This window comes from Actinomycetota bacterium, from assembly GCA_018830725.1.
Lineage (GTDB): Bacteria > Actinomycetota > Humimicrobiia > JAHJRV01 > JAHJRV01 > JAHJRV01.
The window spans coordinates 1-12,674 of the sequence record JAHJRV010000070.1 but is presented as its reverse complement, the minus strand read 5'-3'; the positions used below and the strand labels follow the sequence as shown (position 1 = coordinate 12,674).

Annotated in this window: 13 protein-coding genes; 7 read left to right on the top strand and 6 right to left on the bottom strand. The window is 31.5% G+C overall.

Going from position 1 to position 12,674, the window contains the following annotated elements:
• The 5 genes from KKC53_03490 to KKC53_03470 all read right to left on the bottom strand — a co-directional run.
• The coding region (locus KKC53_03490; protein ID MBU2598228.1) for an aldehyde ferredoxin oxidoreductase at nucleotides 1–938 on the bottom strand (938 nt) is incomplete at its 3' end.
• 1 nt (nucleotide 939) lies between these two features.
• Nucleotides 940–1,434, bottom strand: coding sequence for a 4Fe-4S dicluster domain-containing protein (locus KKC53_03485; protein ID MBU2598227.1), 495 nt, complete (start codon nucleotides 1,432–1,434; stop codon nucleotides 940–942).
• Nucleotides 1,435–1,750: 316 nt separating this feature from the next.
• Entirely contained in the window at nucleotides 1,751–2,149 is a 399-nt protein-coding gene (locus KKC53_03480) for a putative toxin-antitoxin system toxin component, PIN family (protein ID MBU2598226.1), read from the bottom strand.
• Between the two features lie 63 nt (nucleotides 2,150–2,212).
• Nucleotides 2,213–2,461: an AbrB/MazE/SpoVT family DNA-binding domain-containing protein gene (locus KKC53_03475; protein ID MBU2598225.1), complete on the bottom strand. Its 249-nt coding sequence runs from the start codon at nucleotides 2,459–2,461 to the stop codon at nucleotides 2,213–2,215.
• 7 nt (nucleotides 2,462–2,468) lie between these two features.
• Nucleotides 2,469–3,758, bottom strand: a complete 1,290-nt coding sequence (locus tag KKC53_03470; GenBank protein MBU2598224.1) for an HNH endonuclease — start codon at nucleotides 3,756–3,758, stop codon at nucleotides 2,469–2,471.
• 631 nt (nucleotides 3,759–4,389) lie between these two features.
• Here KKC53_03470 and KKC53_03465 point away from each other — a divergent pair.
• Entirely contained in the window at nucleotides 4,390–4,833 is a 444-nt protein-coding gene (locus KKC53_03465; protein MBU2598223.1) for a hypothetical protein, read from the top strand.
• A gap of 77 nt (nucleotides 4,834–4,910) precedes the next feature.
• On the opposite strand, the gene KKC53_03460 is transcribed toward KKC53_03465, so the two are convergent.
• Nucleotides 4,911–6,500, bottom strand: coding sequence for a tRNA uridine(34) 5-carboxymethylaminomethyl modification radical SAM/GNAT enzyme Elp3 (locus tag KKC53_03460; protein MBU2598222.1), 1,590 nt, complete (start codon nucleotides 6,498–6,500; stop codon nucleotides 4,911–4,913).
• A gap of 523 nt (nucleotides 6,501–7,023) precedes the next feature.
• Between KKC53_03460 and KKC53_03455 the strand changes: the two genes are divergently transcribed.
• The 6 genes from KKC53_03455 to KKC53_03430 all read left to right on the top strand — a co-directional run.
• A complete protein-coding gene (locus KKC53_03455; GenBank protein MBU2598221.1) occupies nucleotides 7,024–7,743 on the top strand; it encodes a methyltransferase domain-containing protein in 720 nt (239 codons plus the stop codon).
• Nucleotides 7,744–7,910: 167 nt separating this feature from the next.
• On the top strand, nucleotides 7,911–8,948 hold the full coding sequence (locus KKC53_03450) for an N-acetylornithine carbamoyltransferase (protein ID MBU2598220.1): 1,038 nt from the start codon (nucleotides 7,911–7,913) through the stop codon (nucleotides 8,946–8,948).
• A gap of 23 nt (nucleotides 8,949–8,971) precedes the next feature.
• A complete protein-coding gene (locus tag KKC53_03445) occupies nucleotides 8,972–9,970 on the top strand; it encodes an ornithine carbamoyltransferase (protein ID MBU2598219.1) in 999 nt (332 codons plus the stop codon).
• A 146-nt stretch (nucleotides 9,971–10,116) separates the two neighbouring features.
• Nucleotides 10,117–11,061, top strand: a complete 945-nt coding sequence (gene arcC, locus KKC53_03440; GenBank protein MBU2598218.1) for a carbamate kinase — start codon at nucleotides 10,117–10,119, stop codon at nucleotides 11,059–11,061.
• A gap of 92 nt (nucleotides 11,062–11,153) precedes the next feature.
• The gene (locus KKC53_03435; protein ID MBU2598217.1) at nucleotides 11,154–11,627 is read left to right on the top strand and encodes a hypothetical protein; all 474 of its coding nucleotides are present in this window, start codon (nucleotides 11,154–11,156) and stop codon (nucleotides 11,625–11,627) included.
• Nucleotides 11,628–11,792: 165 nt separating this feature from the next.
• On the top strand, nucleotides 11,793–12,674 hold an 882-nt coding region (locus KKC53_03430), incomplete at its 3' end, for an amidohydrolase family protein (GenBank protein ID MBU2598216.1).

The following is a 12,674-nucleotide window of genomic DNA, read 5'->3' as shown; positions in this document are numbered from 1 at the left end:
GCATATTTTCCTTCTTTAATACGGGAGATATATTTACATTGGATAGCACAGCCAAAGCAAGACTTGTGATCAACACGGAAATGTTTCCTGATTGCTTCGCTACCTACTTTATCTATCTCCGGATAACAACCATCATAATGATTTTTGGTGGGGAGTCTCCCAATAGCATTCATTGCATCCATAAGTCCAGTTGTGCCATAGGTGCGGGATGTTTTTTTAATATAATCAGCCCACTCACCACTGGAATGTCGCTCGAAGCATTCCTGAGAGAACTTTATGAATTCCTCAGGGAGAGCTGGTTTTAAGCCTCCACTTCCTCTAACAGCAATTGCTTTGAGTTTTTTAGAACCGAATACAGCACCCATTCCAGTTCGTCCAGCAGCTCTGTAGTAATCGTTAATTATACAAGCATACTTTACCAAATTTTCTCCAGCAGGTCCGATACAAGCTACTTTAACATCAATATCACCTAACTGTTCACATATAAGGTCAGTAGTATGAATAGTGTTTTTTCCCCATAAATGGCTGGCATCTCTCAATTCAATCAGGTTATCTTCAATATTGAGATAAACGGGTTTTTCCGCTTTTCCCTCTATAATAATGTAGTCATAGCCAGCATATTTCAGTTCAGGACCAAAAGCACCTCCAGCATGGGCTTCACCCCAGTGATCAGTTAGGGGTGAAAGAGATATTACCGCATAGCGTCCGGACGGAGGGAATAGAGTTCCAGTCAATGGACCTGTGGCAATGATTATCTTGTTCTGTGGGGAAAGTGGATCTGTCCCTGGTTTTACTTCATTCCAGAGGAGACGTGCTCCAATGCCAGAACCACCAAGATATTTATGAACAAGTTCAAGTGGTGTCTCCTCAACTCTGATATTTCCTGAAGATAGGTCAACTCGAATATATTTCCCAGCGTAACCACCGTATTTATACAATTCAACTCATCTCCTTGCTAACTAATGAGAAGAGTTTGGAAAGTTTCTCAGCCCCAGCTCTCTTCCTGGTTAAACCTATCTTATCAGCTTTTATATACTCTATAGCTTTAACAGGGCAGTACTTCACGCAAGCTGGGTCTCCTTCACAAAGGTCACACTTTATCATCACATGCTTCTCAGTATGAAATGAAAGACCGCCAAAGGGACATGCCACAAGACACATACGACAGCCAATACATCTATTTTCATCCACAATCATAGCTCCAGTTTCTTCATTACGGGAGATAGCAGCTGTAGGACATACATCCTGACAGAGGGGGGTTTCACACTGCTGACAAACCATAGGAATATCAATCCCATCTCTTCGCAAGGAAATCACAGAGATACGGGATTTAAGAGGATTAAAGACATTTTCATGTATCCAGGAACAAGCTAATTCGCATATTCTGCACCCGGTACACTTATCAACATCAACAAGTAGTATTTTTCTTTGCACTCTCAACCTCCTTAAATGATTTAATATTTATGAGATCAGAATGGCTGTCTTTATGTATAATGATGAAACAGCCAAGATTTTTAATAAATATTACTTAATCAAGCAAGAAGTCCTCTTCCAAAATTAGAATTATGGTAGAGGGTAAATTACTTCTATTTTTTATGAATACCATTATATAATAATTAATCAAAATATAATATTGAATTTATAGAATAGGAGCACCTGCTAATTTAGGACTACCATACTACCGCGGAGAAAAGAAATAATGTTTTTTTTCTTCCACTATTATTTTAACTCAGAGTTAAAATAATAAATTCTAAAGCATTCCTAAAAAATCCTTTGGAGATAAAATTTTCAAGCCATGCACTTTCACTTTATGTAATCGTTTATCACCTGTTACAATTATATTTGCCTTACCTTTTACTGCTGTTTCAACAATTGGATTATCAGAGATATCTTGAATCCATATTTTCTTTGAATCAATAACAGGAATAATTTCAGAAAAAGATATAATTTCTTTAATGAAATTATTAATTAAATCAGAGTTTAAATTCAATTTTTGTTTCATAACTCGCTTAAATTCTGAAAGAATATAAAGAGATATAATTGAAGTAAAAGTTCCTTTTCTGGCATGATTTAGAACTTTTTCTGGAATGCCCCCAAAAAGGATACCTGATATTAAAACATTTGTATCAATAACCACTCTATTTATCATATTGAATTTTTAATGTTAACAAAAGATAGTATAGAAGAATTAATTTAATATATTATGAACACTTTATTTACCGTATCGAATCTCATAGATAGCTTTTTCTACATCTTCTTCTTTTACTTTCATTTCTTTCGCCTTTTTACGTGCTTCTTCTAAAAGCTCTTCCCATCTTGATTTTTCTTTAGAGATTACTATCCTATCTTCTTCAAGTCGAACATTAACTTCAGTTTGTGGCTTAATATCAAGAGTTTTGGCTAAATATTTAGGAATTGTAATTGTTAAGCTATTTCCAACTTTTCTTACCTTAAGTTTCATCTTAAAATTATGGCTCGGAGACCCCTTCTTTTAGGTAGGGGAGGAGAGCCATCCTCCTTTCTATTAATAATGTTTTTGACCTTTCAAGTAAAGTTAAGTCTGTATATTTAGCAGAAGCATGTATTTTTGAACCATCTAGTTTTTTTAGATCAAAATATCCCGATGCTCTTCTACCAAATATAAAGCATTCGATATCTTTATAACTCACCTTATCAAATCTCTGAAAACCCTGTATAAATCTCTCAGCAGTATTTCTGATATGACTTCTTATTCCTTTAAACAGCTTACGATTACAATTTCTTACTTGTTCAATTAGATAATAATTAGATAGTCTTTTCTGCACAGTACCACCAGCTATAACAAAGGCATCGTTGGTATGAGATTTAGGTAATTCAAGTGCTTTTCTGTTTTGTTTTGTAATATATCCATAAGTGTGAAAAACTTTATTAAACTGTTCTTTTAACTGATCTACTAATTCCCATCTTATTTTGGTCATAAAAGTTTCTGCTTTAAAGCCTTTTAAAGGTTTGACGTTTAGTTCAATTTCTCCTTTTGTAACCTTATCATGACAAGTTAAACACAAGGTAATTAGATTATCAGGTCTTTTACCTCCAGTTTGTCTTGATTCAATGTGATGAGTTTGTAATTTAACAACCGTTAATATAGGGTCTTTAGATTTACCCATACAATTCTGGCAGGTATGGTTATCTCTGTGTAATATATATTCTCTTGTATTGGAGTAGTTCTTTTGTGGACCATTTTGATACTCAACACCAGATATGTCAGGATTCTTAATCTTCTGTATGTCAAAGCTGGCAACTTCAATATTGATTTGAGTAATGGGCAGTATTTCTTTAACCTTATTTATCATTTTGATATGAGTATTTAACTTATGCCGAATAGAGGGTGCAAACCAGCCTTCAGGTATATCCCGATTTTTAAATCTTGGTTTCCTATACCACAGATTTCTACTTCTTCTTGCTCTCCTATAAGCTCTTCTTTTAGAGAGAAGTTTTACAATATCAGTTCTTAATTTAACATCTGCGGAATATAGTTCTTTGTTACTTGTTATAGCTGAAAGCCCAATATGACTGTATCCACTATCAATACCTAAACTGATAGGCTGTGTAGTTTCTGGTGTATCTATTTTAAGTTGTATTGTAAAAGGAGTTCTCTTTAATACGTTTGCCTTACTCTGTTTCAGCAATACTCTTGCCTTTCTTGGAGAGCAGGGCATTAAAGGATTCCCTCTTTTGCTGAGTACATATACAACAGCTACTTTTTTGTCTTTACACATATTAAAATACCTCCTTTCTATTAATGTTAAGGACATTTATGGCAGATACTATTAAGTTCTGCCCTCCCTGTCCTTATGGAAGTTAGTGTCGCATCGGGGTTGTTAGAAAAGGTTTTTAAGTCTTTCCACTGTCCATTACCCCTAACAGACTGTTTAGTTACAGACCACAGTTGCTACCGACTTGCGAAATATCTGTAGGTGTGTATATATTTCTCTTTTCTAACTGCTAACATATTACTATGCCCCCTAGTCAATCAGAGCTTATTTTCACAAGCCCCTTTCTAAATCATAGATTTAGGTGGGGGTGATTGACAAAATACCTCCTATATTGTGTATACATAGTATATACTAAAAACATAGCTTAGTCAAATAGTATTAATTTTTAATGAATTGGTCTTTCCATTGACAAAATTTTGAGTTCTGATAAACTCTGTTATTATAAGAAAATATGTACAAATAATGAAATGATTCTTGTTATAGAATAACCTAACTAATAGAATATATACATGAACTTAAGGTCTTAGAATATTCTTTCCACAAATAATCAGATGGTATGAAAGAATTAAAAGATACAATAGAGCAATAAAGAATATATTTGAATAAAACTTTAAGGAGAAGGAGCCGGGATAAGATGATAGAAATTAAACTTACAAAAGAGCAATACGAAGATTTAGTTAAACTTGTATATTTAGGCAATTGGATGATCAATGCTATTCGCACTGATGATAAAATTGAGAAATACGACATTATAGAGCAATATATCTACTCATTTGCAAAAAATGCTAATTTGGAAAACTATATTATATTTGACAATGAACTTAATGAATTTTATCCTACGAGAGAATTTGAATTAGAAACAGATGTAGATGAGTACAGAGAGGAATATAATAATGAGATTTTCTGGGATGAGTTAATATATCGATTATCAGTACGCGATTTTATTAAAGCATATGGAGAAGATGTGATAAAGAAAATGTCTTTGAGAGATCAAATAGTGAAAAAGTCTCCTTTTATTGAAAAATATGAAAAAGAATTTGAAAAACATGGAATTGAAAATTTAGAGATTAAGAAATAAGGAATAAAAGAATTTATTTAAGGAAAAAGAAAAATTCTATATGGAACTACTAGGAACATTTAAATTTCTTAGAAATGTTAAAATGATTTAACCATATAGGTGCCAACAAGGTTGTAGCCTAATTTACGATAGTAGGGGCGAACTCCAACTCCTGATGTGACTGCTATTTTTTTAACACCAAATTCATCATTAGCAATTTTTTCTGCTTCTTTCATCAATCTTTTACCTAATCCCCTATGTTGAACTCCAACCCCTCTTTTTCCTATAGGAACAACTTCGCCATATGTATGAATCTCCCTGATTATAGCTGTATCTTCTAACTCACTGATGTAGTGGGTTTCCCCTTTTAAAAAGTAGGAGGGTATTCTTAATCTAATAAATGCAAATAATTTCTCTCTTTTTTTATCCTCAAAACTTAAAAATATCTCTTTACCTTCAGAGGCATTATAGTCTTGTCTGAAAAGAACTGGTTTTTTAAATTCCTCTTCAACCAATTTCTCTCTTACTTCACGACATCTAATACATGAACAGGATAATTTTCTTTTTAACATTTCAGCTTTAACCATCTGACGAAGGTTTGTTGATTTTACACCAGCCTCTATTCTAGTTGATGGTATATCCCTGAATAATCTTGATATTCTTACATATTTAGGTATATTCTTCTTTACTTCCATAAGGAGTGATATTAGTTCGTCTCTTTTGTATGGGATAAATTTCTTATCCTTCCACCAGTTATATAATTCACTTTCTCTAACCACTACACAAGGATATATTTTTAATTGATCAGGTTTATATCCTGGATTTTCAAATAGAATTTTAAACATCTCTATGTCTTTTTTAATATCTGAGCCCGGAAGATTTGGCATTATATGGTAATTAACTTTTATACCTGCATCTTTTAGAAGTTTAGTAGCATTTATAATCTCTTTTTGAGTATGTCCTCTCTTTACTAAGTTCAATATATCATCATAGACACTTTGTACACCTATCTCTACTCTTGTTACTCCTAAATTTCTTAATCTTATAACTTCATTTTCATCCAATAGATCCGGTCTTGTCTCAATAGTTAAACCAACACATCTATGTTTCGTAGTTTCATTTAACCTCATGGCGTTCTCTATATTTTTTGAAGCAACTTTATTTAATGCATCAAATGTTTGCCATATAAATTTTTTTTGATAATCTTCTTTAAATGCTGTAAATGTACCACCTAAAATTATTATCTCAATTTTATCTGTAAAGTGACCTGTTTTTTCTAAAGCTTCAAGTCTGAGACTAACCTGTCTTTCTGGATCAAAATCTGACCTAATCGCTCTCATTACTGCTGGCTCCTCTGATAAATAGCTTTTAGGCATCTCATATTCAGTAGGACAGTAAACGCACTCACCAGGGCAATATGTAGGTCTTGTTAAAATTGCAACAATTGCTACACCAGATAAAGTTCTTATTTTATGTAATCTGAGCAGCTTTTCTAATCTCTCATTCTTTTCAACTTCACCCTTTTTTACTAAATTTCTATAAGCAGCTAAAAGCTCAGATTTTTTTGGAATTGGTTCTCTTAACTCACCTAAAACTTCCATCTTCACCTTAAAGAAGGATTTAGGAGTGAATGCATTTTTTTCATATGCTCTTTTAATTATTAATTCCTCAGTTTTAATTAAAGCCAAGAAAATCACCTATTTTAAAAAAATTCTTCTTCTTTATAAATTGTAATAGATATTAGAAATTCTTTCTATATGAAATATGAAAGTTTTTAAATATTTTTTAAATATAATATTGAAGGATTGAATTAAAATATGTTTATATTCTTATTTAAATAAAAAAATTTAAGACCCTTAGCCCTAAAAGCACAAAAATGGGAATAATATCATTATAATGTACTTAATATTTAATAATAATATCATTATAATGCACTTAAAGTATGTAAATAATATCATTATAATGTACTTGTTATAATATAAAAGGTTAATACCTGGCGGAAATTATGAATTTATTAAAATTTAATCATCGGTAGAGAGATGGACAATTCAATATGATTTTTTAGGTGGTTACCTTTAATTAAAAAATTAACATTTTGTTTTAGTAATAACATATTTGAATAATAACCTGGATAAAATAACATTATTAATGTAAATTTATCCTTATTAAAATAGCATTAATAATGAAAAAAGGAAATAATAAATATATGCAATGAAAGATAAATATGCAAGATATTTACTTAAAAAGACAAAAAGAGATTATGAGGAAATAGCTGAGCACTTTTCAGAAACAAGGGTAAAGCTCTGGAAAGATATCATCTTTTTAGCAGATTTTGTAAAAGATGGAGACAAAATACTGGATTTAGGTTGTGGAAATGGAAGACTTTTTGAACTTTTCAGAGATAAGAAAATAGATTATATTGGGATTGATTTATCTAAAAAATTAATAGAAATTGCAAGAGATAAATATAAAAATTATCCTAATGTAAAATTCTTGGTTAGAGATGCTTTAGACACTGGATTTGATGAAAATAGCTTTGATCTTGTGTATTCTATAGCATTATTACATCAGATACCTTCAAAAAAATATCGCCTTCAATCTTTAAATGAAGTAAATAGAATTTTAAAAAGTGAAGGGTTTTTAATTTTAACTGTATGGAATCTCTGGCAAAAAAAATATATTAAATATGTTTTAAGAACATTTATTTTGAAATTAAAAATTCCCTTTTTAACTAAACTGGATTTTAAAGATACTTTCATTCCATGGAAAAAAAGAAATGGTACAACAATTAATCGCTATTTCCATGCTTTTACAATTAATGAATTAAAAGGACTTATAAAAAAGGCTGGATTTAAAATAATTGATATTGGATTCACCAAAAGAGATAAAAAACAGCCTAATATCTTTATAATAGCTCAGAAAGTTAGTTAAAAATTTATCATTGGAATAGCACCTGGAATAGTACCCAGAATAGTACCAGGTCTTGACATGAGACATATAAAAAAGGGTTCAGGTCTTGCAATATTACATTTTACATTAATGTATTTAATGTTAAAATATTTAACTTAGTTTAATTATTAAATCTTTAGGAGGTTAAAATGAGAGAAAATTTTAAGGGAAGGGATTTTATTACCCTGCTTGATTATACAAAGGAGGAAATAGAGACTATATTAGATGTAGCTCAGGATTTGAAGAGAAAAAGAGCAAATGGCGAGCCACATCTACTACTTGCAGGGAAAACTCTATTTATGATTTTCTACAATCAATCACTTAGAACAAGAAATTCTTTTGAAGCTGGAATGACACAACTTGGAGGACATGCTCACTTTCTTGATCCACAAGATATTTATGCTCCAGCACTGGAAGGTGATGAAAAGGCCTATTCTACAGAGAGAGTTTCTGATGTTGCAAGAGTATTAGCAAGGATGGGCGATGGAATTTCTATAAGAATTTATGGAGATCCAGTAGGATGGATTTATGGAAAAGCAAACTATCTGGTAAATAATTTTGCTCACTGGGCAGATATACCTATTATAAATATGGAATGTGATAAATATCACCCTTGTCAAGCTATGGCTGATATATTAACAGTAAAGGAGAAGTTTGGAGGATTTTCAGGTGTGAAATTTGTAATGAGCTGGGCATATTCTCCATCAGTTCACAAACCACTCTCAGTTCCACAAAGTGCTATTATAGCTGCAACAATGATGGGAATGGATGTAATATTAGCCCATCCAAAAGGACTTGAGCTTGACTCAGATGTAATAAAAGCTTCAGAAGAGTATACTAAAAGATATGGTGGTTCATTTTCAATTTCAAATGATATGAAGGAAGCTTTTGAGGGAGCTCATGTTGTGTATCCAAAGAGCTGGACTTCAAAACATAATATCCCCCCAGAATCAGAGAAGCCAGAGATGGAGAAGACAAAAGAACTATTTGATAAAAATAAAGATTGGATTTGTGATGAAGAGAAGATGAAACTGGCTCATAAGAATGCAGTTTATATGCATTGTTTACCATGTGACAGAGGATTTGAAGTAACTAATGAAGTAATTGATGGTCCCCAATCAGTAGTATTTGATGAAGCTGAAAATAGACTTCATGTACAAAAAGCAGTAATGTCACTCATTATGTAAAAATTTTTTTGAAAGGAGAGGAAATGAGTTTGTATGGGAAGGATCTAATAACTATTTGTGATTGGAAAAAGGATGAATTGGATAAAGTCTTGAATTTAGCAAAAGATATAAAGAAGAATAGATTTTCTCCTAAATATATAAATCTACTTAATGGTAAAACATTTCTTATGGTTTTTTATAATCCATCACTAAGAACACGCATATCATTTGAAGCAGCAATGACAGAGTTAGGAGGTCACTCTCAATTTTTAGAACCTGGCAAAATGAGAGTTAAGCTTAAAGGGATAGAGGGAGAGACAGTAAAGGACTCTGCAAGTGTTATGGCGAGGTATGCTCATGGAATTGGAATAAGAATTTTAGAGGATGCAGTAGAAAAATATGGTGATGGAGATTTACTGCTTAGAGAATATGCAAAGTATTCAGATGTTCCAATAATTAATATGGCTGATGATGTATACCATCCGTGTCAAGCTCTTGCTGATATTATGGGCGTATCTGAACATTTAGGAGATGTTAAAGGAAAAAAATTAATTATGATGTGGGGGTATTCACCAAAGATGCGCTCATGGTGTTCAATTCAAAGTAATTTGCTAATAAGCAGCAGATTTGGTATGAATGTTACTCTGGCCCATCCACAAGGATTTGATTTAGACCCTAATATAATTACAACTTGTAAGAAATATGCATTAGAATCAGGAGGTTCTTTTGAAATCACACATAATTTAGAAGAGGCTTTTAAAGGTGCAGATGTTGTGTATAGCAGAAACTGGATGAGTTCAAAAAGATATGAGATAGGGGATGAAGCAGAAAAAGCTTCTTATGAAAAATATAAAGATTGGAGATGTACAAAAGAGTTTATGAAACTAACAAACGATGCATATTTTATCCATCCAATGCCAGTTGATAGGGGAAATGAAGTAGATGATGAGGTTGTGGATTCTCCAAGGTCAATAATTTATGATATAGCAGAAAATAGATTACATGTTCAAAAAGCGGTTATGATATTAACAATGTCAAAATAAGATTAGTTTTTTAACATTATAAAATATACTTTTAAATTTCTACTCTTAGAGTGGTGTAAATTTTAGAAGTTAGGCTTATATAATTTAATAAAAAAATATTTTAAAAGATAAGACAATTGACCTTTAATAATTCGAAGGAGGATTTTATGAGTAAAGTAGCAGTGATAGCAATTGGTGGTAATTCTTTAATAAAAGATAAAGATCATCAAACTGTCCCAGATCAATTTGAAACTACAAGACAGACATGTGTCCACATAGCAGGAATGATTGAGAAAGGGTGGGATGTAGTAATAACTCATGGGAATGGTCCACAGGTTGGATTTATCCTTTTAAGATCAGAACTTGCAAGCAATGTTCTTCATACAGTTCCACTGGATTCATGTGGGGCAGATACTCAAGGTGCAATTGGATATATGATTCAACAATCTCTTTATAATGAGTTTAAGAAAAGAAAAATAGATAAACAGGCAACTACAGTTGTAACCCAAGTAGTAGTTGATAAGAATGATATAGCTTTTAAAAATCCTACAAAACCGATTGGTCCATTTTATAATGAAAAGAAAGCAAAAGAATATAGCAATGAGAGAAACTGGAGCATAATGGAAGATGCAGGAAGAGGATGGAGGAGAGTAGTTCCTTCACCAATTCCTCTGGAAATAGTGGAAAGAGATGCAATAAAAAGTTTGATAAATAAAGGTTTTGTAGCAATCGCTGTTGGCGGAGGAGGAATCCCTGTGGTGAAAGATAAAAATGGAAATTTATACGGAGTTGAAGCAGTTATTGACAAAGATTATGCATCAGGTCTTCTTGCAAACAGTATTAATGCTGACTTATTTTTGATATCTACAGCAGTAGAGAAAGTTACATTAAATTTTGGAAAGCCAGATCAGAAAGATTTAGATACTATGACTCTATCTGAAGCTGAAAAATATTATAATGAAGGTCATTTTCCACAAGGAAGTATGGGTCCTAAAATAAAAGCAGTAATAGATTTTATAAAAAAGGGTGGAAAAGAAGCAATAATAACAACTCCTGAATGTATAGAATTAGCACTTGAAGGTAAAACGGGTACGAAAATTATTAAAAATTAAAAAACATATTTTAAAAGGATTAACATCTATAAATTTAAAAAACAATTTTTACAGACTAAAACATTATTATTTAATTTTTTATTTGATTTAATATGAGACATACAATAAGAACTGGGATCAGCTTCGGTTTAACATCAGGTATAATCACAACTCTTGGGTTAATAGTTGGTTTACATTCTGGTACACATTCAAAAATTGTAGTAATTAGTGGTGTTTTGATAATAGCAATAGCAGATGCATTTTCAGATGCTTTTGGAATTCATATTTCAGAGGAATCGGAGAATATACATACGGCAAAAGAAATATGGGAATCAACTATTTATACCTTTCTTGCTAAGTTTATTTTTGCATTAATATTTGTTATTCCTATATTAATGTTTGAACTTTCAATAGCAATGATAACAAGTGTAATATTAGGATTATTTATGTTAAGTATTTTTAGTTTTATAATTGCCAGGGAACAGAAAAGAAGACCTTGGAAGGTAATTGCAGAACACTTGATTATTGCATTAGTGGTTATAATTATAACTCATTATGTTGGTGATTGGATAGGAACTTCATTGTAATATCCTTATAGCTTTATAGTGTTTTTAATGTAGTCTAAGAAAGAAAAGGTTTTTTCAGAGTAAACTTAGAATTTTGATAAGGTAATTACTTTTAATAAAAACTTATTTAGTTCAAAAAACAATTAATTAGTCTAAAAATAAAATAATAATTACATAAATACAAAGATGAAAAAATTACTTATAAAAAATGGAAATATTGTAAATTCAGAAAAGATAGAAAAAGCTGATATCCTAATTGAGAATGAGAAGATAAAAGAGATTGGAGAAGATTTAACTTTCAAAGAAGGGGAAATAATAGATGCTGAAGGAAATTATATATTTCCTGGAGTTATTGATTCTCATGTTCATTTTCAACTTCCAGTAAAAGGAACAATAACAGCAGATGATTTTTATACTGGAACAAAGGCAGCAGCTTGTGGAGGAGTTACAACTATTATTGATTTTGCACATCCTGAAAAAAAAGGTGAAAGTTTATTGAAAGCTGTTGAAAAAAGAATAAGCGAAGCAGAAGGAAATGTATATGTTGATTATTCGTTACATACTGCAATTATTAGCTCTGATAATAATATTTTAGGTGAAATTCCTGAATTAATTGATAAAGGAATTACAAGTTTTAAACTCTACACAACATATAGAGAAGAGGGAATAATGGTGGATGACGCAGATCTCTTTTTTATTATGAAAAAATTGACTGAATTTGGTGGTCTACCAGTGGTTCATGCAGAAAACAATTTCCTTCTTGAAAAGTTAAGGGCTAAGTATTTAAGTTCTGGTAAAACTCGGGCTATATATCATGCAAGAAGTAGACCGAATTTTGCAGAGGATGAGGCTATAAGAAGGGCAATCTATTTTGCTGATATTACAAATTGCCCACTTTTTATTTTTCATCTTTCAACCAAGGAAGGTCTTTCATCATTAACAAGTGCTAGAAAGAAAGGTAAGAATGTCTGGGCAGAAACATGTCCACATTATCTACTACTTAATGAGAATAGGTTGAAAGGAAAAGATGGAAATAGATTTATTATGTCTCCACCACTTAGAACCAAT